We start from the raw sequence: 25480 nt of genomic DNA, 5'->3' as shown, positions 1-25480 counted from the left end.
GGGCACGCGTCACCACGTACGAACCCGAGCGCCGAGGAGTGGTGCCGCATGACCGAGTACGAGCGTTCCCGCACCATGCCCGCCCAGCCCGAACAGGTCTTCGACCAGGCCGCGAACGTCGGACAGCTGGAGACCTGGCTGCCCCGGGACCTGCACGTGGAGCCGGAGGACCCGCCCGCCGTCACCGTGCACGAGGACCGCACCGACCAGGACACCTCGGCCCTGCTGAGCGCCCGGCCCGAGCAGATGCGGCTCGAGTGGGGCACCCGCGAGCAGGGCAGCTACGCCGGCTGGCTGCAGGTCGCCGGGCTCGACAGCGGGGCCAGCGAGGTCACGGTGCACCTGTCGTTCTTCGACGACAGCCACGACCCGGGGCAGCGGACGGTGGCCGAGGCACTCGACGGGAGCCTGCGGCGCCTGGAGGAGCAGGTGAGGATGCGCACCGACAACGCGGCCGGCTGAAGAACGAGGCCGGCAGAACGCCAGAAGAGAACGCCGGAGGACAACGCGGGGCGAGGACCGGCCTGTCGGCGGCCGGCCGCCGACGAGCCGTCCCCGGCGGGTGGGCGGCGCCGCTGACGCCACCCCGGCCCGGGTGTCCGCCCGCCGCCCCGGGGCACCCACCCGCCATGGACGCTCACCGCCGCCCGCTGATGGACCGCACCCCGGCACTGCTCACCGAGGGCTACGCCTGGCTGCCCAACCGCATGCGCGACAGCACCCGTTCCGTGCTGCGCACCCGACTGCTCGGCAGGCCCGCGCTGGCCGTACGGGGACCGGAGGCCGTGCGCTTCTTCTACGACGAGTCACACGTCCGACGCCACGGCGCGATCCCCGCACCGGTGCTGGACACCCTGTTCGGACAGGGCGCGGTCCACACCCTCGACGGCGTCGCCCACCGCACGCGCAAGGAACGGTTCCTGCCGCTGCTCGAAGCCGGCCGCGTCGCCCGCCTCACCGAACACGTCACCGGGGCCTGGGACGAGGCGGTGCGCTCCTGGAGCGGGCGCGAGCGTGTCGTGCTCTTCGACGAGGCGGCCGTCGTGCTCACCCGTGCGGTCTGCGACTGGACGGGAGTCCCGCCGGGGGCCGTCGACGCCCGGACCCTGGCACGGGACCTCGTCGCGATGGTCGACGGCTTCGCCACCCCGGGCCCGCGCCATCTGCGGGCCCGCCGTGCCCGCACCCGGCAGGAGACCCGCATGGCCGGCCTGATCGAGCAGGTCAGGGCGGGCGCGGTCGCCGCTCCCGAAGACTCGGTCCTCGAACGGGTGGCCCGGCACCGCGACACCGGGCGGGGCACGCCGGACTCCAGGACGGCGGCGGTGGAACTGCTGAACGTCCTGCGCCCCACCGTCGCCGTGAGCTGGTTCGTCGCCTTCGCCGCCCATGCCCTGCACCGGTGGCCGGCCCACCGCGAGCGGCTGCGCGCCGGTGACGACGCCTTCGCCACGGCCTTCGCGCACGAGGTCCGCCGCTTCTACCCGTTCGCCCCGTTCCTCGGCGGCCGGACCGTCACCGAGCTGACCTGGCACGGCGAGTCCGTCCCGGCCGGCGGGATCCTGCTCCTCGACGTCTACGGACAGAACCACGACGAGGAGCTGTGGGGCGACCCGTACGCCTTCCGGCCCGAACGCTTCCTCGACCGGCCCCCGGGCCCCGACGAGCTGATCCCCCAGGGCGGCGGCGACCCCGCCGACGGCCACCGCTGCCCCGGCGAGCGCGTCACCGTCGGCCTGCTGGAGGCGCTGGCGGTGCGGCTGGCGCGCCTGGACTGCACGGTTCCCGAACAGGACCTGCGCATCCCGCTGCGCCGCATTCCGACCCGCCCCCGCAGCGGCTTCGTCGTCACCGGAGTACGCGCACCCTGACGAGGCGTCACGCGCACCCGTGCAGGCCCGGTTGGCTGATCGTTTGCAGCCGTCCGGGTGTGCGGCCGTCCCGGCCGGCCGAAGCGGCCGTCACCCGAATGGACCCCGCTCGCTACTGGTCGCGGCCGAACCGGTGTCTCCTGGAGAGTGTCAGCGGCGTCCAGGCTGGGAGGCCGATCATGTACGAAATGTGCGTGGGCCCGGAGAAGGCGGGCGGAGCGTTGGTGTGGCACGTGTTGGCCAAACAGGCCGCGGCCACACTCTGCGGACAGCAGCTCCGCGAACGCAGAGAAGCATCCGACGGTGAACGGGCGCGTCACTGCCCGGACTGCATGGCTTCCTTCGAGAAGTTGATGGCAACCACACCGTGCTGACGGACCGTCCGCGAGCCGTCCGCCCCGTCGCCTTCCGCGGCGGGGCGGACGGCGTGCCCCGGGCGGAAGAACGGGAGCCGGAGCGCGGTCCCTGACGATCACTCGGTTGGCGCAGTGTCACGGCGGAATGCCGGGGAATTCGCCGGTCGTGCCCCGCCGCGCGCAGTCCTCCCGCGCCCGGGGCGGCAGGGCGCGCCGCGGCCGGGATCCCCGAGTCGGCCGCGGCGCATCCTCCTTGGCCCGCCGGGCGGCTCCCCTGCCGGGGCGGCCGATGGGTGTCGGCCGCAGGATCATTTGGGTGTCGTCCCCGATGCCGCGCGCCGGCCCGGCGTGTGATCGTGGACGGACGCCGCGCCCCGGGGGGTCTTTCCGGGGGCCGGGGGACGTTTCGGAGGAGGCCCTGTCCCGCCCGTTCGCGGGCGCTGCCGCATGGTTCGGCGCGGGTGTGCCGTGTGCACGCCGGGCGCCGGGGCGGCCGATGGCCATGGTGGCGTACCGCCGCGGACGCGGCCCGTTCGCGGGCGCTCGCAGTCCGGGCCGGTGGCCGGCCCGCCGGTGTTCCCTTTCCGCCCCGGAGCGGTGTTCCCGGCACGGCGTCGTGGGCGGTCCACGGCCGTCCGGCCGGCCCGACGACGTACGTCATGACGACGTACGACACGAGGGCACACCACACGACGACGTCCGACCCGACGATGCACGACCGACGAAGGAGAATGCGCATCCATCCCCGTCAAACGAAGCCCTCCCGGCCCTCCCGGCCCTCCCGGCCCTCCCGGCCCGCCGCGCGGTCGAAGGCGGTGACCCGTGGGACACGCTGACACCCTGCTGGCCATGGGCGGCGCCTTCGTGGCCGCCGCGTTCTTCGCCCGCCTCGGCGGCAGGATCGGCCTTCCGACGATCCCCCTGTTCATGCTCGCCGGCATCCTGCTCGGCCCTCACACACCGGGCTTCGTCCTGGTGGAGGACGCGCACGACTTCGAGATGCTCTCGGCGCTCGGACTGGTGCTGCTGCTCTTCTACCTGGGCCTGGAGTTCCACCTCGACGACCTCAAGAGCGGCGGCAAACGGCTGCTCACCGCCGGGGGCGTCTACCTGCTCCTGAACGTCGGTGCCGGGCTCGGCTTCGGCTTCGTCCTCGGCTGGGGTGTGCGCGAGGCGCTGGTGCTGGCGGGTGTGCTCGGCATCTCCTCGTCCGCGATCGTCACCAAGATCCTCATCGACCTGGGCCGGATCGGCCGCCCGGAGACCCGGCTGATCCTCGGTGTCATCGTCGTGGAGGACATCTTCCTCGCGCTGTACCTGGCCGCCCTGCAGCCGGTCGTCTCGGGCGCCCACGGCGTCGCCGACACGGCCCTGCAGGCCGGCAAGGCCTTCGGCTTCCTGCTGGTGCTGGCCGCCGCGGCCCGCTACGGCACCCGGCTCGTGGGCCGCCTGATCGCCACGCGGGACGACGAACTGCTCGTCATCAGCTTCCTCGGCGCCGCGGTGCTCGTCGCCGGAGTCTCCGAAGTCCTCGGCGTCGCCGACGCGATCGGCGCCTTCATGGTCGGCCTGATCCTCGCCGGCACCCCCTCGGGGCCGCGGATCCGCGAACTGGTGCACCCGCTGCGCGACGCCTTCGCGGCCATCTTCTTCTTCGCCTTCGGGCTCGCCATCGACCCCGGCGACCTCGCCTCCGTCGCCGGTCCGGTCGCCGCCGCGGCTGCGCTGACCGTCGTCATGAACATCATCGCCGGGTTGTGCGTCGCCCGGGTGTACCACTACGGCAGCGAACCGGCCGCGGAGATCGCCACCACCCTGGTCGCCCGGGGGGAGTTCGCGCTGATCCTGGCCGCCATGGCCGCGGGCGCCGGACTGGACGCGCGGCTCGCACCCTTCATCGCCGGCTACGTCCTCGTCCTCGCCGTCCTCGGGCCCGTCGTGGCGGGACGCGCCCACGTCCTCGCCGGTGCGCTGCGGGCCGCCGGACGGCTGCTGCCCGGGACGACGGCACCGGTCGAGGCGCCGGGTGACGGGGCCGGCGGCGGCCAGACGGAGGCGGACGGCCGCCGGGTGCCGGTGCCGGCCGGGAGCTCCCCTTCGTACGGGTCCTCGGCCTCCTCCTCGGAGCACGCGGAGGCAGAACGCTAGGGGGTGCCCCCAAGCGTGAGCCCGACGCCGGCCCGGAAGCGCGGCACGCCGGTCAGCCGCCCGGCAGGGAGGCCGACCGGACGGCCGCCACCGCCCGCTTGCGCCGGCTCCGCAGCAGCACCACGGACAGCTGGACGCTTCCGCTCACCGTCCTGGCCGTTCTCGGTATCGCCACGGCGGTCACCGGACACGGCGCGGGACAGGACCGCCGCACAGGTCGGCCCTCCCGCCGACACGGTCGCCCCGAACACGGCAGGGAGCCGGCGGCCTCGCCGTGCTGCCGCGCGGGGCGTACGACGGCCGGGAGGGGCGTCGGAGCGGAGCATGCGGGTGGCCGGACGTCGACCCGGGCGCAAGGGCACCGCGGTTCCCGGTGGGACAATCTGCCCACAGGGCCGTTGTCCGACACCGTGGTCGAACGCGTCCGGGACCGGAAGGAGCCGTCAGCATGATCGAGTGGGTGCCCCTGGGCAGCGGTGCCAGCCCCGTTCCCAGGCCGGTCGCGGCTCCTCTGGTGTGGGCGGGCGCGTTCGGCGGCGCCCTCGTCCTGGTCGCGCTCCTCAACGGCACCGTGGGGTCGGGCCGTCCGGGTCTCGCCCTGGTCGCGCTCTCCCTGCTGGCGGCCCTGCTCGGACTCTGCGCCCCGTTCACGGCGGCGCCGGGGACGGCCGTCCTGTGCTGGCTGTCCCTCAACGGCTTCGCCATACCGCCGGCCGGCACCCTCACGTGGACCGGCCGGCGGGACACGTTCTGGCTGGCCTGCCTGCTCGGCGCGGCCCTCGTCGGCACGGCGCTGGCCCGCCTGGTCCACGCGCGGGCCGCCTACCGCCGGCTCACCACGGCGACGGGCCTCGACGCACCGGAGCCGGGGGCCGGTCCCGGCGACGTCTGAGCCGTCCGAGTCCACGTCGTGGCAGGGCCTCGGACACCGGTGGGGTGTTGGACAACGGTGGTGCCCCGGGCGTCGGTGGTGGGGAAGGAGCGGACCGGAGCGGAGACCGGCCCGTCCCTCCCCGCCGCCGTCGGATCAGGCCGTGTGCAGGGTCAGGCCGTAGCGGTTCAGGATCTCGTTGACCGGCTGGAACCAGGTCTCCCCGCCGCTGGAGCAGTTGCCCCAGCCGCCCGAGGTCACGCCCTGCGCCTGGTCACCGCTGATGAAGGAGCCGCCCGAGTCGCCGCCCTCGGCGCACACACTGGTCTTGGTCAGCTGGTGCACCACCGAACCGTCGCTGTAGTTGACCGTCTCGTTCTGGGCGAGCACGGTGCCGCAGTGCCAGTGCGTGGTGGAGCCGGAGCGGCAGATCGAGGCGCCCACGGGCGCCACGTTGGAGCCGCGCACGAGCTGGTCGGAGACCGTGCCCCAGCCCAGCACGACCGGCACCGTCCACCAGCCGCTGCCCACACTGACCCACGCGTAGTCGTTGTCGGGGAACGACGATCCCTGGAACGTGCCGATGTACGAGCCGTCCCAGCCACTGACCCCGGCGCCGGCCCGGCCGCAGTGCCCGGCGGTGACGAACCCGCCGTGCACGGAGAAGCCGATGGAGCAGCGGACGTTGCCGGTGTAGTAGGGGTCGCCGCCGACCGTGCCCGCGGCGAAGGTCTGCGGGGCCGACGGCACCGAGCGCACCGTGACCGGCCCGGCCTCGCGGGCCTGCTTCAGGAAGTTCTGGACATCGTTGTCAGCGCGCTCGCCGCCGACCACGTCGACGACCACGGTGTTGGCGCTCTGGTCGACGCGCCAGCTGCTGACACCGGCGGGGGCGTCGAGGCGGTCGACGCGTGCCTTGGCCGCGTCCAGCTGCCGCGCGCTGTGTTCGACGGTGCGCACCTGCGCGCCGGTTGCGCGGACCGCCCGCAGCGTCGAGGGGGCCGCGTCCGAGGTCACGGCCACGGTCAGTCTTCCGGCGTCGGCGTCGAACCACGAGCCGCCGAACGCCTCGCCCGCGGCCCGGCGCGCCACGGGCTCGAGGCCGGTCGCGTCGCGTTCGGCGGCGAGCCGGTCCTCGGCCTCGGCGCGGCTGAGGCCGAAGTCCCGCTGCATGGCGTCGAGGAGACCGGCTGAGGCCGGCTGCGTGTCGGAGGACGAGGCGGGGGTGGAGGGGGCGTCGGCCGCCGAGGCCGGCAGTGTGCCGACCGCGGAGAGGGTGCCGAGCACGAGGAGGCCGGCCAGGCCGAGGTGCCTGAGTCTGCTGCGTCTCACGGGAGTTGCCCTTCGTCGTTCCAGCAAGGTGGGGGTGGAACAGATGGCACGGAACAACCGCGGTTTGAGAGCGCTCTCATCGGGTCGCTTCGAGCTTAGCCAGCCCTCGTCATCAGGTCCATGCCAATGCACGGGCTTTCCGCGTCACCTGTCTCCGCGCCCGTACGACCCGACCCGTTCGTTCCGGTTGGCCGGTCCCCGGCGGGGCACTCAGACTCCGTCCTCGCCATGGCGGCCCCATGGCGGCCCCTGGACGTGGGAGGCACTCGTGGCGGTTCGGCACAGGCTGATCCAGGCGACCCCGGAGGCCGTCTGGGACGTCCTTGCGGACGGGGACCTGTACGTGGAATGGGTGGTGGGCCCCTCGGAGGTCACTCCCAGGGCCGGTCAGTGGCCGCAGGTCGGCGCGACGATCGCGTACGAGGTCCGGCTCGGACCGCTGCGGCTGCACAACGAGTCGGTGGTCAGACGCTGCGTGGAGGGCTCCGAACTGGAGCTGGAGGCCAAGGCGGGCAGGCTCGGCACGGCCCGGATCGCCGTCGAACTGCGCCCGTGGGGCGAGCAGTGCCTGGTGATCGTGGACGAGCACCCGCTGCGCGGTCCCGGCGGCCTGGTGCACAACGTCGGGGTCGAGGCGCTGCTCCAGGTGCGGCACCGCGCCATGCTCGCCAGGCTCGCGAAACTCTGCGAGTCCGAGGCCGGTGACCGGTGCCGTCCCGACCCGCCCGACGTGGTGGACTCCGTGGGCCACCGGCTGGGAACCGGCCGTGCCTGACGGCGTCGACACGGTCGACGCCGTCGTGGTTGGAGCCGGCCCCAACGGCCTGGTGGCGGCGAACCTGCTGGCCGACGCCGGCTGGAGCGTGACGGTGCTCGAGGAGCAGCCCGAGCCGGGCGGTGCGGTGCGCCACGACGACGGGGTCGCCCCCGGCTTCGTCAACGACCTGTTCAGCTCCTTCTACCCGCTCGCCGCCGCCTCCCCGATCCTCGGCGGACTGCGGCTGGAGGACCACGGACTGCGCTGGGCCCACGCGCCCCACGTACTGGCCCACCCCCTGACCGACGGCACCTGCGCCGTCCTCGACCGCGACGTCGCCACCACCGCCGCCTCGCTCGACGCCTTCGCGCCCGGGGACGGCGCCGCCTGGGAACGGCTGCACGAGGTGTGGGACCGCTACCGGGCCGACATCGTCGACGCCCTGTTCACGCCCTTCCCGCCGGTGCGCGCCGGCGCCAGGCTGGCCCTGCGGCTGCGCGGGGCGGGCGGCCTCAGACTCGCCCGCACCCTGGTGCTGCCGGTGCGCCGCATGGGCGAGGAGGAGTTCCGCGGCGAGGGCGGCAGACTGCTGCTGGCCGGCAACGCCCTGCACGCCGACCTCGCCCCCGAGGCGGCCGGCAGCGGCGGCTTCGGCTGGCTGATGTCGATGCTCGGACAGACCTACGGCTTCCCCGTGCCCGTCGGCGGCTCCGGCGCCCTCACCGAGGCCCTGGTCCACCGGCTGCGCGCCCGGGGCGGCACCCTGCACTGCGGGCGGCGCGTCGAGCGGGTCCTGGTCCGCGACCGGCGCGCCGTCGGCGTGCGCACCGCCGACGGGGAGACGGTGACCACCCGCCGCGCCGTCCTCGCGGACGTCTCCGTCCCCGCCCTCTACGGCGGGCTCGTCGCCCCCGCCGACCTGCCGGACCAGGTCCTCGCCGACCTGCGGCGCTTCCAGTGGGACTTCGCCACCTTCAAGGTCGACTGGGCGCTGGACGGACCCGTGCCCTGGCGGTGCGAGGCGGCCGCGCGGGCCGGCACGGTGCATCTGTCCGACGGCCTCGACGAGTTGACCCGGTTCGCCGCGCAGATCGCCGTGCGGCAGGTCCCCGACCGGCCGTTCTCGCTGTTCGGGCAGATGACGACCACCGATCCGACCCGCTCACCGAGCGGCACCGAGTCCGCCTGGGCCTACACCCACGTCCCCCACGACGTCCGCGCCGACGCGGGCGAGGAGGGCATCACCGGCAGCTGGGACGCCGAGGAGCGGGAACTGATGGCCGACCGGATCGAACGCCACGTGGAACGCTTCGCCCCCGGATTCCGCGCGCTGGTCCGGGCCCGCCGCGTGCTCGCCCCGCCGACGCTCCAGGCCATGAACGCCAACCTGGAGGGCGGCGCCATCAACGGCGGCACCACCGCCATGCACCAGCAACTCGTCTTCCGGCCCGTGCCCGGCACCGGACGGCCCGAGACGCCGGTGACCGGTCTCTTCCTCGCCTCCGCGGGCGCCCACCCGGGAGGCGGGGTACACGGAGCACCCGGCGCCAACGCCGCGCGCGCCGCCCTGCGCCGGCACCGGTTCGCGGGACTGGCCGGGATGCAGCGCGCCCTGACCCGACGGGACCGGGCCGGCGACCGCCGCTGACCGCCGGAACCGTCCGACACGCCCCCGAGCCGTCCGAGGAAAGGGCCGACCGGTGACAGACAGCCCCCTGCAGAACCGCACCGTCGTCGTGACCGGCGCGGCACGCGGACTCGGCGCCGCCGTGGCCCGCGCATGCGCCCGCCGCGGCGCCCGGCTCGCCCTGCTCGGCCTCGAGAAGCCGCGCCTTGACGCCCTGGCGGCGGAGCTGCCGACCCCGGCGCTCGCCGTCGAGACCGACGTCACCGACCCGGCCGCGCTGGCCGACGCGGCCGGCGAGACCCGCGGGCGCCTGGGCAAGCCGTCGGTGGTGGTGGCGAACGCCGGTGTCGCGCACGGCGGCCCGTTCGCCACGTCCGACCCCGCCGAGTGGGGCCGCGTCGTCGAGGTGAACCTGACCGGCAGCGCCCACACGGCCCGCGCCTTCCTGCCGGACCTGCTCGACACCGCGGGATACCACCTGCAGATCGCCTCGCTGGCCTCGCTCGGTGCCGCCCCCATGATGAGCGCCTACTGCGCCTCCAAGGCGGGTGTGGAGGCCTTCACCCACTCGCTGCGCGCCGAGGTGGCCCACCGCGGCGTCGCCGTGGGCGTCGCCTACCTCAACTGGATCGACACCGACATGATCCGCGACGCCGACCGCTACCCGGTCCTGCGCGAACTGCGCGCCCACATGCCGCCCCCGGCCCGCCGCACCTTCCCGCCCGAGTACGTCGCCGCCCGGCTGGTGCGCGCCGCGGAGCGCCGCCGTACCGCCGTGTACGTGCCGGGCTGGCTGCGCCTGGTCCAGTGGGGGCGCGTGACCCTGCCGCCCGCGGTCGTACGGCTGTCCCGCCACGAACTGCCCCGGATGGAGGCCGGGGAGCCCCTGGGCCACACCGGACCGCTGGGCGCGGGCGGGCTGGCCGACCGCGCGGCGGACACCCGGCGGTAGCCGGCGCGGCCGCATGTGCGCCCCGTGTCCGTCAGTACGCCCCGAACCGCCGCGCCAACGCCCGCAGCGGCGCCGACCGGCCCCCGTCGGGCACCGTCCACAGCGTCTCGCCCCGCACCCCCCACCGCTCCAGCAGGGCGCCCGCGGCGAGGAACCCGGAGGTGGCGGCGCGCTCCATCAGCGCCACGGGCAGATCCGTACGGACCAGGTCCCCGGCGACCACCACGGCCGGGTCGGGGGTGCGCACCGTGGGACGGTCACGGTAGCCCCCGACCGTGAACAGCGGGCAGTCCGACCGCCACTCGTGCCGCGCGGCGACCACCCCGGCCCGGCGGGTCTCCGGGTACACCCGGTGCAACTGGTCGACGAGGCGCTTCTCCTCGACCTCCCGGACGGCCGCCGACGGCACGGCGTAGGCATGGAGTTCGACGACGCAGCCACCGGTGCGGGCGGCCCAGCGGGCCGCCTCGCCCTCCCAGTGGGACAGCACGCTGACGTTGTCCAGCGAGCCGTAACCGCTCGTGCCCAGGAACCCGGGCCGGCCGGGGGCGACCGGGCGGTCCAGCCACAGCCGGGAGACCAGGAACGGCGGAGCGTTCCGCAGCCGTGCCACCCGCGCCCGCCAGCCGGCGTCCCCGAGGTGCGGTGAGCGGGACACCACGTCCCGCAGCCCGCCGACGTCCATCGCGAGCACCACGGCGTCGTACGGCCGGGCCCCGGCGGCGTCGACCACGAGCCGCCCGCCGGACGGGCCGGGCCGGACGGACTCGACGGGCGTGCCGGTGCGCACCTCGGCCCCGTGCCGCGCCAGATGCCCGGCGAGGGGATCCCACAGCGCCTGCGGAAACGGCTCGCGCGGCACGTCGAACAGCAGCCCCTCGCTGGAGCCGAGGAAGTAGATGTGGAACATCAGCGCCATCTCCGCGGCCGACAGCTCGCGCGGGTCCGCGAAGAAGCTGCGGGAGAACACCTCGAAGGCCAGATGCCGCGCGGCCGCGGGAAAACGCAGGGAGTCGAGGAAGTCCTCGGCGCTGACGTCGTCCAGGCGCTCGTGGACGCGGCGGGTACGGACGTCCAGGAGCGGCAGCGCGGCCGAGGGCCGCAGGGCCGTCAGGTCGCGCAGCCCGAAACTGGGGCTCAGGGCGACGAAGGCGAGAGCGCTGAACGGGGGAGTGCGCGGAATCCGGCGGAAGCCGTCGTGGAGCCCACTGCTGTGCCGCAGGGGGTAGTCCGGCAGGCCGGTCAGCATGCCGAGAGCGGGATCGCAACGGCGCAACAGACCCCGCAGGTTGTAGTACTGGCGGAAGAAGGCGTGGAAGCCCCGGCTCATCGTGGCGGGCGTGCCGTCCGGCAGGGCGAACGTCCGGCCCGAGACCCGGCCGCCGAGCACCGGCTCGCGCTCGTACAGCACGACGCGCACCCCGCGCTCCGCCAGTGCGGTCGCCGCCGCGAGGCCCGCGATCCCGCCGCCGATCACCGCCACCGACGGCGGAGCACCCCCGACCCGCTCCCGCCCGGGGCCGGGACGCAGCACCCGGGCCCGCCGGTCCCGCCCGGGCGGCCGCACCTCACCGCCCCACCCGCCACCACTCCGCCGGATCACCGGCCGCCCCCGGTACGGGCACGGCGGGCACCCGCCCCGCCGCCCTGCCCTTCGCCGGCGCCGGGAGCCCCCGCGGCGCCGGCGTCCCCGGTGCCGTCGGCGGCGGCACGGTCGTCCTGCTCGTCGTCGGCCCGGGGCCTGCGGGTCCCCGTGCCGAGGGTCCGGTTGGCGTCGTGGTGTGGGTCGCCGGCCCGCGTGCGGGCGGTTCCGGCGCCGTCGGTGCGGGTACCGGGGGCCGGTGTGGCGTCGTTCCCGGTGCCGTCCGTGCGGAATCCGTCGCTCCCGGCGCCGCCGTTCCCGGCGGCCCGCGTGCCGGCGCCGCCGGTCTCCGCGCCGCCGGTCTCCCGCGCCGTACCGCCCGGCTCCTCGTGGGCGCGGTGGCCGACGAAGGTGTGGGTGATGCCCGTCTGCCAGCCCGGCAGCGGCAGGACACGCACGCCCTCGAACCCGGCCCGGCGCAGCCGCGCGCCGAAGACCGGGGCCGTGTCGAACGCCGCGACGCTGCGCCACAGATGCCGGTACAGGCCCCGGTCGCCCGTCGCCGTGCCCAGCGGCAGGACGACGGCCCGGCACACCGCGTCCCACACCAGCCGGTCGGCGCGCCGCCCGCCGAGGGCGTACTCGTGCACCGCCAGCCGGCCCCCGGGGGCCAGCAGCCCGCGCACCGTGCGCAGGACGGCGTCGGGGTCGGTCACGTTGCGGAACAGGTAGGCGGCGAGTACCGCGTCGAAGGGGCCGCGGAGCTCCGCCCGGTCCAGGTCCTCGGCCGTCGCGTGCACGAAGCGCACCCGTGACGGCCAGGGCTTGGCCCGGGCCCGCTCCAGCATGCCGGCCGAGGCGTCCACCCCGACGATGCCGGCGGCGGGGAAGACCGCGGCCAGGGCGTCGGTCGAGGCACCCGTGCCGCAGCCCAGGTCCAGCACCCGGCTGCCGGCACCGCCGTCCGCGAGGCCCAGCCGGCGGGCGGAGCGGCGCAACTGGGCGTGGTAGCCCGGATTGAGCGCGACGAGGCGGTCGTAGTGACCCGCCCCGCGGTCGAAGGCGGCGGTCAGCGCGGCGTCGCGCAGCAAGGGCATCGGGGGCTCCGGATGGGTCGGCGTTCGGCGGACGGCGCTCAGCGCGGGGGCAGGTGACGGCGCGGCAGCCACGGCAGTTCGGCCGCCGTGCGCAGCATCGGCAGGACGGGGACGCGCAGGCCGACCGCCAGGTCCTCGGTCAGCCGCGACCGGCCGTCGAGGAACCGCAGCAGCCGCCCGGCGGGCACACGGTCGAACAGCCGGAGGAAGAGCTCGGGCCCGTCGACCCGGCCGGTGTCCAGCGCGCGCAGCAGCACCGCGTCCATCCACCGGGCCCGCGCCGGGTGCGGGGGCGGCGGCACCGGGCGGCGGCCCGCGCGCACCGCACGGGCGACGGCCTCCGACTGCCGCTGCACGGCGGCGAACGTGTAGCCGGTGGACGCCCGGGTCGCGCCGCCCGCGACACCGATCCGGAAGACCCGGCCGCAGCCCCCGGCCCGCCGCTCGAAGACGGCGTCGGTCATGGGGATGACCCCCTGCTCGGTCGACAGGACCTCCGTGGCGCCGGTGCGCAGCACTCGGCTCGTGTAGTCCTCCAGCGCTTCGTCGTACGCCGCGGCCGTCAGGGGATCCGGCCCGAACTCGGTGTACTCGACCAGCGCGGTGTGCCGCCCGGTCGGCAGCACGTAGCCGAACGACAGGCCCCGCCGCGGCTGTGCGGTGCGGAAGTCCATCAGGTCGACCACCTCCGGGTCGAAGACCGGCCGCTCGGTGCGGACGAACCAGCCGCGGAAGTGCTGGAGCAGACGGGTGCGGGCGGCCGGCAACCGGTCCGGCGGACGCGAGTCGAAGACCCAGCGGGCGCGCAGGTCGACCGGCGTGCCCGCGGCGTCCGTGGCCGCCACCCGCACGGTGGCGTCCGGCAGGCCGGTCACCGCGCCGACGACGGCCTCGACGCGCCGCAGTCCCGGACGGTCCTTCAGGTCCCGCTCCACCAGCGCCTCGAAGTCGTCCGAGCGGATCATCTTGTAGCGGGCCGGCGCGATGTGCCGCCGGACGACCGCGCCGTCCCGGCCGTGCACCCGCAGCCACTCCCATGTCGCCGTCGCCGCCCGGTCGAAGCGGCCGGCCCCGGCCTCCCAGAAGCACCAGGTGCGACGCGGGGGCCGCAGCGGCCCCGGCGGCGGATCGACCAGGACCACGGAGGACGCCGCGCCGTGCGGTACCGCCGCCGGGAGCCGGTGGGCCAGGGAGAGCCCGGCCGCCCCCGCACCGACGACCACGATGTCCGCGTCGAGCACGCCCGCCTCCTTCCCGCCGGTCCGGTCCGGCGGAGTATTCCGCCCGGTGCCGTCCGCGGGACGCGCGGCGCGCTGGCCGGCCCGACACGCCCACCCGCCCGGAAGCGCCGTACCGCCGGGCGGGTGACTGCCGGACGGGAAGCGGCCCGCGTGGCGTCGCGCCGCGGGCGAAGGGGGAAGGCATGACGCCGACCCGTACGAGAGGACCCGCGATGCGCCGCAGCACGGCCGCCCACGGCGACCACCGGCCGGACGAACCGCCCGCGGAACGGAGCGCGCGATGACGCGGACGGTGACCGGTCGCACCGACCACGTCGTGGTCGTCGGAGCCGGGCTCGCCGGACTCGCCGCCACCCTGCACCTGCTGGGCGCGGGACGCCGGGTGACGGTCGTGGAACGCGACCCGCAGCCCGGCGGCCGGGCCGGACGGCGCGACCTCGGCGGCTACCACCTGGACACCGGCCCGACCGTGCTGACCATGCCGGACCTGGCCGACGAGGCCTTCGCGGCCGTCGGCGAACGGCTGCGCGACCGCGTCGAACTCCTGCCCCTGCACCCCGCCTACCGGGCCTGCTTCGCCGACGGCACCACCCTGGACGTGCACACCGACGCCGACGCGATGGAGACGGAGGTCGAACGGTTCGCCGGGCCCCGGGAGGCGGCCGGGTACCGGCGGCTGCGCGACTGGCTCGGGCGGCTGTACACCGTGCAGCTGCGCCGGTTCATCGACGCCAACTTCGACTCGCCGCTCGGCCTGCTCACCCCCGACCTGGCCCGGCTCGCCGCCCTGGGCGGCTTCGGCCGGCTCGACACCCGCATCGGACGGTTCCTGACGGACGAACGGCTCAAACGGGTCTTCTCCTTCCAGGCCCTGTACGCCGGTGTCGCACCCTCCCGGGCACTGGCCGCCTACGCCGTCATCGCCTACATGGACACCGTCGCCGGCGTCTACTTCCCGCGCGGCGGCCTGCACGCCCTGCCCCGTGCCATGGCCGCGGCCGCTGCCGAGGCCGGGGCCGACCTGCGCCTCGGACGGGACGTCACCCGCCTGGAACGGTCCGGCGGCCGCGTCACCGCCGTCGTCACCGACCACGAGCGCATCCCGTGCGACGCCGTCGTCCTCACCCCCGACCTGCCCGTCTCCCACCGGCTCCTGGGCCGCCGCCCGCGCCGCCCCGTCGCCCTGCGGCACGCGCCCTCCGCCGTCGTCCTGCACGCCGGCACCACCCGCACCTGGCCGCACCTGGCCCACCACACGCTCTCCTTCGGCGCCGCGTGGCGCCGGACCTTCGACGAACTCACCAGGACCGGCACCCTCATGACAGACCCGTCCCTGCTGATCACCCGGCCCACCGCCCACGACCCGTCCCTCGCCCCCGAGGGCCGCCACCTCCACTACGTCCTCGCCCCCTGCCCCAACACCGACATCGGCCCCGGCGCCCGGGCCTGGAGCGACCTCGCGCCCCGCTACCGCGACCGACTGCTCGCCACCCTGGAACGCCGGGGACTGACCGGCATCGCCGCCGCCGTGGAGGAGGAGTGCCTGGTGACACCCGCCGACTGGACCGCACAGGGGCACGCCGCCGGCACCCCGTTCTCGGTGGCCCACACCTTCGCCCAGACCGGGCCCTTCCGGCCCCGCAACCTGGTGCGCGGCACCGACAACGCGGTCCTCGCGGGCTGCGGGACCACCCCGGGCGTCGGCGTACCGACCGTACTGATCTCCGGGAAACTGGCCGCCGCCCGCATCACCGGCCTCCCGGCCCGCGCCGCGACCGGGGCCGGGCAGCGATGACCGGGCGCGAACTCGACGCCGCCGGCATCACCGACCCGCGGCTGCGGGACGCCTACACCCGGTGCCGGCTCCTCAACGCCCGCCACGGCCGCACCTACTTCCTGGCCACCCGCCTCCTGCCCGTCGACCGCAGGCCCGCCGTGCACGCCCTGTACGGGTTCGCGCGCCGGGCGGACGACATCGTCGACGACACGGGGACCGACGCCACGCCCGCCGAGCGCGCCGCCGCCCTCACCCGCCTCGACCGGCTGCTGCGCCAGGCGCTCACCGGCGGCCGGCCGGCCGCCGAACCCGTGGTGCTCGCCCTGGCCGACACCGCCGCCCGGTACGCCATCGAACCGGCGCACTTCACCGACTTCATGGCCTCGATGCGCGCCGACCTCACGGTCACCGACTACGCCACCTACGCCGATCTGCGCACCTACACGCACGGCTCGGCCGCCGTCATCGGCCTGCAGATGCTGCCCGTCCTCGGAACCGTGACCGACCGCGCCCTGGCCGCCCCGCACGCCGCCGCGCTGGGCGTCGCCTTCCAGCTGACCAACTTCCTGCGGGACGTCGGCGAGGACCTGGACCGCGGCCGGATCTACCTCCCCGCCGACCTGCTGGCCGCGCACGGCGTCCACCGTGACCTGTTGCTGTGGAGCAGGTCCACCGGCCGCCACGACCGGCGCATCACGGCCGCGCTGCGGGCCGCCGAGGACCTCACCCGGGGCGTCTACCGCGAGGCCGAGCCCGGCCTCGCCATGCTCGATCCCGTCGCACGGCCCTGCATCCGCACCGCCTTCCTGCTGTACCGGAACATCCTGGACACCGTCGCGGAGGGCGGGTACGCGGTACTGCACCGGCGGGCGGTGGTGCCCCGCCGGCGGCGCGCGGCCGTCGCGGCCGACGGGCTCGTCCGCGTGCTCGCCGCCCGGCTCGGTGCACGCCGCGCCGTCCCGCCGGCACCGGTGCCGTACGGCGGCGACGCCCTGGACGCGAAGGAGCCCGGATGAGTACCGAACCCCGCCCCCGCCGGGGACGCCTTCCCCTGCGGCTGCGGCGCCACGCGATCCCATGGGAGCGGCAGCGGCCGACGTGGCGCGAGGCCCGGCCCGCCGTCATCGCCGCGGCCCTCAAGCGTGCGCAGGCCCGTCCCTCCGGCAACTGGTACGTCCTCGGCGCGAGCACGGACGTACGGCCCGCGCGTCCGCTGTCCGGCACCGTCGCCGGCGTCGAAGTCGTCGTCTGGCGCGACGCGCTCGGGCGGCTCGTGGGCGGCCCCGGCGCCTGCCCCCACCTCGGCGCCCCGCTGGCCGACAGCCCGGTGCGGTGCGGCACGCTCGTCTGCCACTGGCACGGACTCGCCCTGGACGGCACCCCGTTCGCCGGCTGGGAACCCCTGCCGGTCCACGACGACGGCGTACTGGTGTGGGCAAGGCTGGACACCGTGGGAGAGGAGCCGCCCACCCCGGCGCCCCTCGTGCCGGGCCGGCCGCCCCGGGCGACGGCGCTGACGTCCGTGTGGCGCGGGGTGGGGACCTGCGAGCCCGAGGACGTCGTCGCCAACCGGCTCGACCCGTGGCACGGAGCCTGGTTCCACCCGTACTCCTTCGTGGACCTCACCGTCGTCGAGGCGCCCGGCGAGGCACCGCGCGGCGGCGGCGCGGACGGAGTGGAGGACGAAGGGCGGAACGAAGGGTGGGACGAAGGGCGGAACGAAGGCGAGGACGACCGCTTCGTCGTGGACGTGTCCTTCCGGCTGACCGGGCGCCTGGTCGTCCCCGTGCGGGCCGAGTTCACCGCGCCCGGACCCCGCACCGTCGTCATGCGCATCACCGAAGGCGAGGGCACCGGATCCGTCGTGGAGAGCCACGCCACGCCGCTCGGCCCGGACGGGAGCGGCCGGCCGCGCACCGCGGTCGTCGAGGCGGTACTCGCCACCTCGGACCGGCCCGGCTTCCCCCTCGCCCGGCGTCTGGCACCGGCCCTGCGGCCGCTGATGCGCGCCGCCGCCGGCCGCCTGTGGCGCGACGACCTCGCCTACGCCGAACGCCGCGGACACCTGCGCGCCCGCGGCCTCTTCCCCGGCTGAACGGAGCGGCACCGCGATGCAGACCTTCCTCCCCCACCCCGGTTTCCGGGACTCCGCACTGGCCCTGGACCGGCGGCGCCTGGGCAAACAGCGGGTGGAGGCGCTCCAGGTGCTGCGCGGACTCACCGTCCCCGGCTACGGCTGGCGCAGGCACCCCGCGGTGCGGATGTGGACAGGCTACGAGGAGGCACTGGTCCGCTACGGCCTCGACGTCTGCCGGGTCTGGCGCGAGCAGGGTCACCAGGACAGCTGCGCGGCCTCACTCGTCGCGGGCCTCGCCGAGTGCCGCCCGGGGGAGCCGGTGCGTGACCAGCCGGAGCTGGCGGCCGCCGGGGAACTGCCGCCCTGGGTCGGCGACGAGGCCTTCCACCGCAGCCACCGCTCGGCCCTGGTGCGCAAGGAGCCCGAGGTGTACGCCGAGCTGTTCCCGGAGGTCCCGGACGACCTGCCCTACGTGTGGCCGCGTTCGGACCGGGAGCGCGGGGACGCGGGCGGCGCCGCCTCCTAGGCGGTCGGTGCGGGGCGATCAGGTCTGCTGCCCGGCCGCGAGTTCCTTCATGTCGACCGTCTCGTCGGCCGGCGGCTGCTCGGGGGCCACCTTCTTGTCGTACTCGCCGAAGGTGACGCTGCCGGGGCTCCTGCCGCCCTCGGTCGTGGTCTTCAGGATGTACGGCTCGCCCTCCGCGGCGACGTAGAGGGTGAGCTTCTCGCCGCCGGAGGCGTCCTTGGTCAGCTTCAGGGCCTCCTCGCCGTTCACCTCCGCCGTCGCACCGCGCTTCATGCCCCGGCGCTCCGACTCGTCCTGGTCCATGGCGGCGACGAAACCCTGCTTGTCGCAGACCCCGGCGGTCGTGGCGTCGTTCGCCGGCATCTTCACCCACTTGTCCCGGAGCTTCGGCGCCATCTCCCGCGCCGCGTCGGGCTGCTGCTCCAGGGCGGTCCGCCAGTACCGCTCGTCGCCCCGCAGGTAGAGGGTCGCGTCGGTGTGCCGCACGTCCGCCTCGGTGCCGCCCGCGCCGATGGTGCCCTGGCAGTTCTTCTCCTGGTCGACCGAGACGTCGATGCTGACGGTGCTGCCGTCCTCCAGCCGGGTGTCGCCCTTCACGTGCATGGACTTCGCCTGCCGGGTCGCCTCGACGGCCTTCGCGGCGATGTCGTCGGCACTCTGCCCCTCGAAGGGCTTGCCCTCGTCGCCCGAATCGCCGCCGCAGCCGGCCAGCAGGGCGACGGAGACACTCGCGGTCGCCACGGCGGTTGCCACTTTGCTGGTGCGCACTGGCAGTCCTTTCCCATGTCCGGTCATTGCCGTCAAATCCCTTGTTCGACCGATGTGTTGACACCGGAACCCTCCGATTACCCCCGATTCCCCCGGCATGCACCCGGTGGAGAGGGCGTGACGGGCGTGTGAGTGGTCCCGGCGCGGATTGGTCCCCGACGGCGCCCACGAAATGGACCTCTCGGCGGACCGCCGTGCTCTCTAGCGTCGTCGCCATGAACCCCACCACCTCGCGCGGGGCCCTGCTCGCCGCGCTCGCCTGTGTCCTCGTCGGAGGGTCCTTCACCGCCAACAGCCTGCTCGGGGACTACCCGTACGCGGGCGGCCAGTTCCTGCGCTACGGCCTGGCCTTCCTGCTGCTCCTCCCGCTGGCCGGCCCCGGCGCGTCGACCCGGCTGCGGTCCCTCGGCGCCGCCCGCTGGACACGCCTCGCGCTGCTCGCGGCCGTGGGCATGGTCGGCTTCAACCTCGCCGTCCTCGCCGCGGAACGCACGGCGGAGCCCGCGGTGCCCGGCGTGTTCGTGGGCTGCGCGCCCGTGGTGGTCGCCGTCCTCGTCCCGCTCCTGGACGGGCGCCGGCCACAACGGGCCGTCCTGTACGGGGCCCTGTTCGTGGCCGTGGGAGCCTTCACCGTCCAGGGCTGGGGGCGCACCGACGCCGCGGGCATCGCCTTCTCCGTGTGCGCGCTGGCCGGTGAGGTCGGCTTCGCCGTCCTGGCCGTGCCCGTACTGCGGCCTCTTGGCCCGCGGCTGCTGTCCACCGTGGTGTGCGGCATCGCGGCGGCCGAGTCGGCGGTGGCGGGCGTCCTGGCCGACGGGGCCGGGTGGCTGCGCCGGCCGGACGCGGTGGAGACAGGCGCGCTGCTGTGGCAGGCGGTGGTGGTCACCGTCGTCGGGTTCGTGTGCTGGTACATGGGCATGCAGCGGATCGGGGCCGAGCGCGCCACCCTGTTCTCCGGGCTGATCCCGGTCGCCGCCGCCTGCACGGCCCCGCTCGTCGGCGCGGGTTCCTACGGCGCGGCCCAGGCCGTGGGCAGCGCCCTGGTGTTCGCCGGGGTCGCGGTGGGGTCGGGCGCGCTGCCGGCCGTGCGCCGGCGACGGTCCGCGGCGGGGCGTCAGAGGGCCTTCGAGCGGTCCTTGGAGAAGGTGTAGAGGTCCTTCGAGGTCGTGATCAGCTCGCGCCGTTCCTGCGGGGAGCCCACCATGGGCTGCGAGCCGTGCAACGGCACCTGGGCGCTCTCGGGCAGGAACCTCACGGTCACCAGGCCGATGGCGCCCGCGACCATCAGGTAGTAGGCGGGCATCAGGTCGTCGCCGGTGATGCTCACCAGCGCCTCGGTAACCAGCGGCGTGGTGCCGCCGAAGGCCGCGACGGCGAAGTTGAAGCCGATGGCCATCGCGGCATAGCGCACCGCGGTCGGGAACAGCGCCGGCAGGGTGGCGGCGCTGGGCGCGGCGAAGCAGGCCAGCAGGGTGGACAGCAGCAGCACCCCGAGGACCGGCGCCCAGACGCCGTCCGACCTCAGCAGCAGGAACGCCGGCACGGCGAGGACGATCATCGCCGCGGCGCCGACGGCGTACAGCGGGCGGCGGCCGACGTGGTCGCTGAGCCGTCCGAGGAAGGTGATCAGCAGCACGATCCACACCATGCCGATCAGCACCAGCACGTCCGCGAAGCCGCTGGAGCGGTCCAGGGTCTCCGTCTGGTAGGTCGGCAGATAGCCGGTGACCATGTAGTTGGTGACGTTGTAGAGCAGCACCAGGCCCATGCAGACGAGCAGCGGACGCCAGTGGTCGCGCACGATGGTCTTGAACTCGCTGCCCGCCGACTCCTGGGCGAGGCCCTTCTCGTGCTCGTCGAGCTGCTGCTGGAAGGCGGGGGACTCCTCCAGCTTGAGCCGCATGTACAGGCCGATGACGCCGAGCGGGCCGGCGATCAGGAACGGCAGCCGCCAGCCCCAGTGCAGCATCTGGGCGTCGGTCAGGGACAGGTTCAGGACGGTGACCAGCGCCGAGCCCAGCGCGTAGCCGACGAAGGTGCCGAAGTCGAGCCAGCTGGAGAGGAACCCGCGCCGCCGGTCGGGTGAGTACTCGGCGACGAAGGTGGTGGCGCCGCCGTACTCGCCGCCGGTGGAGAAGCCCTGGACCATCCGGGCGAGCAGCAGCAGGACCGGGGCGGCGATGCCGATGGTGTCGTAACTGGGGATGAGGCCGATGGAGAAGGTGCCGAGCGCCATCATGATCATGGTGGTGGCGAGGACCTTCTGCCGTCCGACGCGGTCCCCGAGCGGGCCGAAGACCAGGCCGCCGAGCGGGCGTACGACGAAGGCCGCGGCGAAGGTGGCGAAGGAGGAGATCACCTGGGCGGCGGGGGAGGCGCCGGGGAAGAACACCTTGCCGATGGTGGCGGCCAGATAGCTGTAGACGCCGAAGTCGAACCACTCCATGCAGTTGCCGAGCGCCGAGGCCCCGACCGCGCGCTTGAGCAGCGGCGCCTCGACGACCTGGACGTCCTCCTCGCGAAAGGCCCGCTTGGTGCGGCGCAGCCGGCGGGTCAGCTCCTCGCGCACCTGCCGGGGCAGGTGCGCCACCGTGCTCGGCATCTTCCTCCCGCTCGGGGGACCGGACCCGCCGTCGGGCTTCGCGTCGACCACGCCGCTGCCTTCCTGTCGCTCCGCCACAGTTCGCCTGAGCGAATTCTGTGCCGCAACCCGGTACCGGCGCATGCCGGAGCCGCTGCCCGGGGCGGCGCGGACGCCCCGGGCCGCGGCGCGGCGGTACGGCTCAGGGCTGTACCGGCATGCTCCAGCAGTTGGAGCCGGCCGGCTTGCCGGAGAGCCGGTCGGTGAGCCAGGAGATCGCGTTGCCCTGATCGGTGAGCAACGGCGCGAAGTGGTTGAGCAGGCCGCTGCCCACCCCCGGCAGCAGCACGGGGACGTAGGTGACCTTCGCGCCCTTGTCGCACCAGTCGACGGCCAGCCGGCGGGCCTGGCCGTGGGGGACCAGGTCGTCGCCGGTGCCCGTCGCCACCCGCACGGGGCCGGCGGGCCGCAGTGCGCCGATGCGCTGCTCGGCCAGGAACTCCCGGAGCGCGGGCTCGGCCCGGATGATGTCGCTGAGGGACTGCCCGGTCTTCGTCCATGCCGTGCTGCTGTCGCCGCCGTAGCCGAGGAGCGCGTCGCCCACACACATGGTCGACAGGTCGTCCAGCGCCTCCTCGCCCGCCTCGTTGACGTACCGGTCGGCGATGGGCCGCAGGGCCGGCTCGGTCTGCAGGAAGCCGTTGAGCGACCAGCCCAGCGCGCCCGCCAGGTCGCTGCCGTCGATCGCCTTCGTCACCTCCGTCAGGTCGGCGGGCGGAGCGCCGGCGTAGGTGCCGGACAACCGGACGTCCGGGGCGTAGGAGGGCTGCAGCTCGGCCGCGGCCGCCGTGGCGCCGCCGCCCTGGCTGTACCCGAACAGGCCCACGCGGGAGTCGGCGGTGACGGACGACGAGTCGAGGGAGCGCGCGGCACGCACGGCGTCGAGCACCGCGTGGGCCCCGTCGAGGCGGTTGACGTAGGTGTGCAGCCGGTCGGTGGTGCCGAGGCCCACGTAGTCGGTGACGACGACGGCGACGCCGCGCAGCAGCAGCCGGTAGACCGACAGGTCCTCGTAACCGACGGAGACCGTCTGGCCGTTGAGCCGCAACGGGTGTTCCAGGGCCATCGAGGCGGCGCACTGGTCGCCCTGCCCCATCGTGCCGGGCGCGACGGCGACCAGGGGACGCGGCCCGTCGCCGCGCCACTTCGCGGCCGGTTCGATGTAGGCGCCGGTCACGGCGACGGCTTCGCCGTTCGCGTCGGTGGTCTTGTACATCAGGCGCGTCGCCCGGCCCGGAAGGGGTCCGCCGATGCCGGGCAGGCTCAGCGCCAGGGGCAGCGGCTCGGTGCGGATCAGTGTGCCGTCGGCGGCGGGGAGCTGGGACGGCGGGGTGTAGAAGGCCGGTATCTCGACGCCGCGCGACGTCGTGGTGGCCGGGTCGGTGGCCGCGCCGTCGGACGCGACGGCCGGGACGGCCTGGACGCCGAGGGCGAGGGCGACGGCGGTCGCCGCGGCGAGCATGCGTGGACGTGGGGGCATGGCGAACCTCCTGGGGAAGGGCCGGATCCGGTCGTCCGCGGTCCCGTGGGGTCAGGGCCGTGGTCGCGCTGCTCCTGTGGGGTTACGGGACCGTAACCGGACAGGGGTTACCAGGGGTAGCACCCGACTCATTACGGTTCAGTAACTTGACGCCACGTCTAACAAGAGCCGGACCGGGCGGCCGGAACGCGCTGGGCCCAGGTGGCCCCCGTCCGCGCCGCGCCGGTCCATGGCGGCTCCCTACGGGGGCTCGGATCCGCGGGCCCCCGGTTCTCCGTCCCGGGATCGCCTAGCGCCGGCTCCGTACCAGCAGGTACAGGAAGTACGGCGTCCCGATCACCGCCGTCATGAGCCCCGCCCCGAGCTGGGCCGGGGCGATCACCGTGCGGCCGAGCAGGTCGGCGGCGCAGACGAGAAGGGCGCCGAGGAGAATCGCGACCGGCACGACCCGCACGTGCCGGCGGCCCACGAGGGCGCGTGCCGCGTGCGGGGCGACCAGCCCCACGAACCCGATCGTGCCCGCGCAGGCCACCGCGGTCGAGCTGAGGACCACGCTCAGCACCAGGAACCCGAGGCGGCCCGGAGCCAGCCGCAGGCCGAGCAGCCGCGGCGTGTCCTCGTCCAGCGAGATCAGGTCGAGTTCGGTGCGCCGGGCGACCGCGACCCCGATGCCGACGAGCAGCGCCAGCGCGACCGGCACGACGTCCGGCAGGGTCCGCCCGTAGGTCGAACCCGACAGCCAGGTCAGCGCCTTGGTCGCGTTGAACGGGTCGGTGAGCACGATCAGCAGGCTGATCAGCGCCGCCGTCCCGGAGGCCACGCCGATGCCGACGAGGACCAGCCGGTTCTGCCGGAAACCGCCCCGGGCGGCGAGCCCGAAGACCAGGACCGCGGTGACCGCGGAACCCGCGAACGCGGCACCGGCGACGCCCCACGTCCCGGCGGCCGGCACCGTGGTCACCAGGATCACCGCGCCCAGCGCGCCGCCGCCGGTCACCCCGAGGACGTTCGGTTCGGCGAGGGGGTTGCGGGTGACGGCCTGCACGAGCGTGCCGGCCAGGGCGAGCGCCGCGCCCGCGCCCAGGGCCGCGAGCACCCGGGGCACCCGCGTGTCCAGCACGAAGGAGACCGCCCGCCCGGCCCGGCCCTGGGCCCAGTTGACGACGTCGCCGAGCAGCAGCTTGGTGTCGCCCACCAGCACGGCGGCGATCACCAGCCCCACCAGGGCCACGACCAGGACGGCGACCGTGGCCAGGAACACCGCACGGCCCGGGATGCGCAGCCGGTCCGGCGCCCCGGCCCCGGCGGTGTCCCGCACCCGCAGCGCCATGGCGACCAGGAACACGGCGCCGACCAGGCTCGTGACGACGCCCGTGGGCACGGACACCGACCGGTCGGCCGAGACCAGGGCCCGCAGCAGCACGTCCGAACCGAGTACGAGGGCCGCGCCGGTCAGCGCCGCCGCGGACATGGCCGTACGGGAGCGGGTGAAGCCGCGGAACCGGCGGGCGAGCGGGCGCACCAGGGCGGGCGCGCACAGGCCGACGAAGCCGATCGGGCCGGCGAGCGTGACGGCGGCGGCGGACAGCAGCGCCGCCAGCACGACGACCGTCACGCGGGTGGCCCGGACCGGGACGCCGAGACCGCGCGCCGCGTCGTCGCCGAGGGCCAGCGCGTCCACCCGGCGGGCGGTCAGCAGCAGGCCCACGAGTCCGGTCAGGGCGACCGGCAGCATCTGCAGGACGCCGTCGAAGCCGTTCTGGGCGATGCTGCCCTGGTTCCACGCGTAGAGGCCCTCCGTCTGCTCCGGGAAGAGCAGCAGCAGCCCCTCGGTCATGGAGTTCAGGCCCAGCATCAGCGCGGTGCCCGCCAGCACCAGCCGGACGGTGCCCGTGCCGAGGCCGGACAGCCCGAGGACGACGGCCGCCGCCGCGAGTCCGCCCACGAAGGCGACCCCGGACGAGGCGAGCATCGGCAGCGACACGCCGGTCGCTCCGACGAGCCCGAGGGCCAGGTAGGAACCCGCGTTCACCGCGAGGGTGTCGGGCGAGGCGAGCACGTTGCGGCTGACCGCCTGGAGCACGGCGCCGGCCGTGCCCAGGACGGCGCCGACCAGGAGCCCCGCGGTCATCCGGGGCAGCCGGGAGGCGACGACGACGGACGCGTCGTCCGGATCGGCCTGCCCGGTGAGGGCACGCAGGACCTCGGACGGTCCGACGGCGGCGGTGCCCTGGGTGATGTCGACGACGGCGAGGACGGCGACCAGCAGGAGGATTCCGGCCGTCACCGCGGCCGCGCCCGACCGGGACGGCGGCACCGCCGACGGACGGGCCGCGGTGGGCTCGGTGGCGGGTTCGGTTGCGGTGACGGCCATGGC

At 75.2% G+C, this 25480-nt stretch carries 20 protein-coding genes and 1 pseudogene; 12 read left to right on the top strand and 9 right to left on the bottom strand.

Annotation, left to right across the window (positions count from 1 at the left end; genetic code table 11):
- The first annotated feature begins 48 nt into the window (after window positions 1-48).
- The 3 genes from ACIQFU_RS10550 (at window position 49) to ACIQFU_RS10540 (ending at window position 4375) form a co-directional block, all read left to right on the top strand.
- The gene (locus ACIQFU_RS10550; protein WP_402550479.1) at window positions 49-462 is read left to right on the top strand and encodes an SRPBCC family protein; all 414 of its coding nucleotides are present in this window, start codon (window positions 49-51) and stop codon (window positions 460-462) included.
- A gap of 167 nt (window positions 463-629) precedes the next feature.
- Window positions 630-1871 carry a cytochrome P450 gene (locus ACIQFU_RS10545; protein WP_402550478.1) on the top strand — a complete coding sequence of 414 codons (1242 nt, stop codon included), beginning with the start codon at window positions 630-632 and terminating at the stop codon, window positions 1869-1871.
- 1178 nt (window positions 1872-3049) lie between these two features.
- Entirely contained in the window at window positions 3050-4375 is a 1326-nt protein-coding gene (locus tag ACIQFU_RS10540) for a cation:proton antiporter (RefSeq protein WP_402550477.1), read from the top strand.
- A gap of 52 nt (window positions 4376-4427) precedes the next feature.
- Here the strand turns inward: ACIQFU_RS10540 and ACIQFU_RS10535 are convergent, their stop codons facing one another.
- On the bottom strand, window positions 4428-4550 hold the full coding sequence (locus ACIQFU_RS10535) for a hypothetical protein (RefSeq protein ID WP_402550476.1): 123 nt from the start codon (window positions 4548-4550) through the stop codon (window positions 4428-4430).
- A gap of 273 nt (window positions 4551-4823) precedes the next feature.
- On the opposite strand from ACIQFU_RS10535, the gene ACIQFU_RS10530 reads away from it, so the two are divergent.
- Window positions 4824-5267: a hypothetical protein gene (locus tag ACIQFU_RS10530; RefSeq protein ID WP_402550475.1), complete on the top strand. Its 444-nt coding sequence runs from the start codon at window positions 4824-4826 to the stop codon at window positions 5265-5267.
- A gap of 135 nt (window positions 5268-5402) precedes the next feature.
- Here the strand turns inward: ACIQFU_RS10530 and ACIQFU_RS10525 are convergent, their stop codons facing one another.
- Window positions 5403-6578, bottom strand: coding sequence for a S1 family peptidase (locus ACIQFU_RS10525; RefSeq protein WP_402550474.1), 1176 nt, complete (start codon window positions 6576-6578; stop codon window positions 5403-5405).
- 268 nt (window positions 6579-6846) lie between these two features.
- On the opposite strand from ACIQFU_RS10525, the gene ACIQFU_RS10520 reads away from it, so the two are divergent.
- The 3 genes from ACIQFU_RS10520 to ACIQFU_RS10510 are packed head-to-tail and all read left to right on the top strand — an operon-like array spanning window position 6847 to window position 9914.
- The gene (locus ACIQFU_RS10520) at window positions 6847-7353 is read left to right on the top strand and encodes an SRPBCC family protein (RefSeq protein ID WP_402550473.1); all 507 of its coding nucleotides are present in this window, start codon (window positions 6847-6849) and stop codon (window positions 7351-7353) included.
- Window positions 7346-8983, top strand: a complete 1638-nt coding sequence (locus ACIQFU_RS10515; RefSeq protein WP_402550472.1) for a phytoene desaturase family protein — start codon at window positions 7346-7348, stop codon at window positions 8981-8983. Before ACIQFU_RS10520 ends, ACIQFU_RS10515 begins: the two co-directional genes overlap by 8 nt.
- Before the next feature lie 52 nt (window positions 8984-9035).
- Window positions 9036-9914, top strand: a complete 879-nt coding sequence (locus tag ACIQFU_RS10510; protein ID WP_402550471.1) for an SDR family oxidoreductase — start codon at window positions 9036-9038, stop codon at window positions 9912-9914.
- 31 nt (window positions 9915-9945) lie between these two features.
- On the opposite strand, the gene ACIQFU_RS10505 is transcribed toward ACIQFU_RS10510, so the two are convergent.
- The 3 genes and pseudogenes from ACIQFU_RS10505 to ACIQFU_RS10495 form a co-directional block, all read right to left on the bottom strand.
- The gene (locus ACIQFU_RS10505; protein WP_402550470.1) at window positions 9946-11481 is read right to left on the bottom strand and encodes an FAD-dependent oxidoreductase; all 1536 of its coding nucleotides are present in this window, start codon (window positions 11479-11481) and stop codon (window positions 9946-9948) included.
- A 407-nt stretch (window positions 11482-11888) separates the two neighbouring features.
- Window positions 11889-12593: pseudogene (locus ACIQFU_RS10500) on the bottom strand (methyltransferase domain-containing protein); the annotation flags it as partial.
- A gap of 38 nt (window positions 12594-12631) precedes the next feature.
- The gene (locus ACIQFU_RS10495; protein WP_402550469.1) at window positions 12632-13834 is read right to left on the bottom strand and encodes a lycopene cyclase family protein; all 1203 of its coding nucleotides are present in this window, start codon (window positions 13832-13834) and stop codon (window positions 12632-12634) included.
- Window positions 13835-14114: 280 nt separating this feature from the next.
- Between ACIQFU_RS10495 and crtI the strand changes: the two genes are divergently transcribed.
- The 4 genes from crtI to ACIQFU_RS10475 are packed head-to-tail and all read left to right on the top strand — an operon-like array spanning window position 14115 to window position 18214.
- The gene (crtI, locus tag ACIQFU_RS10490) at window positions 14115-15629 is read left to right on the top strand and encodes a phytoene desaturase family protein (protein ID WP_402550468.1); all 1515 of its coding nucleotides are present in this window, start codon (window positions 14115-14117) and stop codon (window positions 15627-15629) included.
- Window positions 15626-16627: a phytoene/squalene synthase family protein gene (locus tag ACIQFU_RS10485; RefSeq protein ID WP_402550467.1), complete on the top strand. Its 1002-nt coding sequence runs from the start codon at window positions 15626-15628 to the stop codon at window positions 16625-16627. The genes crtI and ACIQFU_RS10485 overlap by 4 nt, the downstream gene beginning before the upstream one ends.
- Window positions 16624-17706 (top strand): DUF5914 domain-containing protein, encoded by a 1083-nt coding sequence (locus ACIQFU_RS10480; protein WP_402550466.1) that lies wholly within the window; start codon window positions 16624-16626, stop codon window positions 17704-17706. Before ACIQFU_RS10485 ends, ACIQFU_RS10480 begins: the two co-directional genes overlap by 4 nt.
- A 16-nt stretch (window positions 17707-17722) precedes the next feature.
- Window positions 17723-18214, top strand: coding sequence for an MSMEG_6728 family protein (locus tag ACIQFU_RS10475; RefSeq protein WP_402550465.1), 492 nt, complete (start codon window positions 17723-17725; stop codon window positions 18212-18214).
- An 18-nt stretch (window positions 18215-18232) separates the two neighbouring features.
- Here the strand turns inward: ACIQFU_RS10475 and ACIQFU_RS10470 are convergent, their stop codons facing one another.
- A complete protein-coding gene (locus ACIQFU_RS10470) occupies window positions 18233-18982 on the bottom strand; it encodes a hypothetical protein (RefSeq protein WP_402550464.1) in 750 nt (249 codons plus the stop codon).
- Window positions 18983-19197: 215 nt separating this feature from the next.
- On the opposite strand from ACIQFU_RS10470, the gene ACIQFU_RS10465 reads away from it, so the two are divergent.
- On the top strand, window positions 19198-20133 hold the full coding sequence (locus ACIQFU_RS10465; protein ID WP_402550463.1) for an EamA family transporter: 936 nt from the start codon (window positions 19198-19200) through the stop codon (window positions 20131-20133).
- On the opposite strand, the gene proP is transcribed toward ACIQFU_RS10465, so the two are convergent.
- The 3 genes from proP to cdtC form a co-directional block, all read right to left on the bottom strand.
- Window positions 20097-21584, bottom strand: a complete 1488-nt coding sequence (gene proP, locus ACIQFU_RS10460) for a glycine betaine/L-proline transporter ProP (protein ID WP_402550462.1) — start codon at window positions 21582-21584, stop codon at window positions 20097-20099. The two genes, ACIQFU_RS10465 and proP, sit on opposite strands and share 37 nt — an antisense overlap.
- Before the next feature lie 181 nt (window positions 21585-21765).
- Window positions 21766-23103, bottom strand: coding sequence for a lipase family protein (locus ACIQFU_RS10455; protein ID WP_402550461.1), 1338 nt, complete (start codon window positions 23101-23103; stop codon window positions 21766-21768).
- A gap of 289 nt (window positions 23104-23392) precedes the next feature.
- Window positions 23393-25477 (bottom strand): siderophore ABC transporter permease CdtC, encoded by a 2085-nt coding sequence (cdtC, locus tag ACIQFU_RS10450; RefSeq protein ID WP_402550460.1) that lies wholly within the window; start codon window positions 25475-25477, stop codon window positions 23393-23395.
- Window positions 25478-25480 lie beyond the last annotated feature (3 nt).

The organism is Streptomyces sp. NPDC093065 (genome assembly GCF_044754585.1).
Lineage (GTDB): Bacteria > Actinomycetota > Actinomycetes > Streptomycetales > Streptomycetaceae > Streptomyces.
The sequence above is the reverse complement of the archived record's forward strand: the minus strand, read 5'-3'. Positions and strand labels throughout refer to the sequence as shown.

Bases quoted from the DNA above. Each gene is read 5' to 3' on its own strand.
- ACIQFU_RS10550 (WP_402550479.1), top strand. From the start codon at position 49: ATGACCGAGTACGAGCGTTCCCGCACCATGCCCGCCCAGCCCGAACAG.
- ACIQFU_RS10545 (WP_402550478.1), top strand. From the start codon at position 630: ATGGACGCTCACCGCCGCCCGCTGATGGACCGCACCCCGGCACTGCTC.
- ACIQFU_RS10530 (WP_402550475.1), top strand. From the start codon at position 4,824: ATGATCGAGTGGGTGCCCCTGGGCAGCGGTGCCAGCCCCGTTCCCAGG.
- crtI (WP_402550468.1), top strand. From the start codon at position 14,115: ATGACGCGGACGGTGACCGGTCGCACCGACCACGTCGTGGTCGTCGGA.
- ACIQFU_RS10485 (WP_402550467.1), top strand. From the start codon at position 15,626: ATGACCGGGCGCGAACTCGACGCCGCCGGCATCACCGACCCGCGGCTG.
- ACIQFU_RS10480 (WP_402550466.1), top strand. From the start codon at position 16,624: ATGAGTACCGAACCCCGCCCCCGCCGGGGACGCCTTCCCCTGCGGCTG.
- ACIQFU_RS10475 (WP_402550465.1), top strand. From the start codon at position 17,723: ATGCAGACCTTCCTCCCCCACCCCGGTTTCCGGGACTCCGCACTGGCC.
- ACIQFU_RS10465 (WP_402550463.1), top strand. From the start codon at position 19,198: ATGAACCCCACCACCTCGCGCGGGGCCCTGCTCGCCGCGCTCGCCTGT.
- proP (WP_402550462.1), bottom strand. From the start codon at position 21,584: ATGCCGAGCACGGTGGCGCACCTGCCCCGGCAGGTGCGCGAGGAGCTG.
- ACIQFU_RS10455 (WP_402550461.1), bottom strand. From the start codon at position 23,103: ATGCCCCCACGTCCACGCATGCTCGCCGCGGCGACCGCCGTCGCCCTC.
- cdtC (WP_402550460.1), bottom strand. From the start codon at position 25,477: ATGGCCGTCACCGCAACCGAACCCGCCACCGAGCCCACCGCGGCCCGT.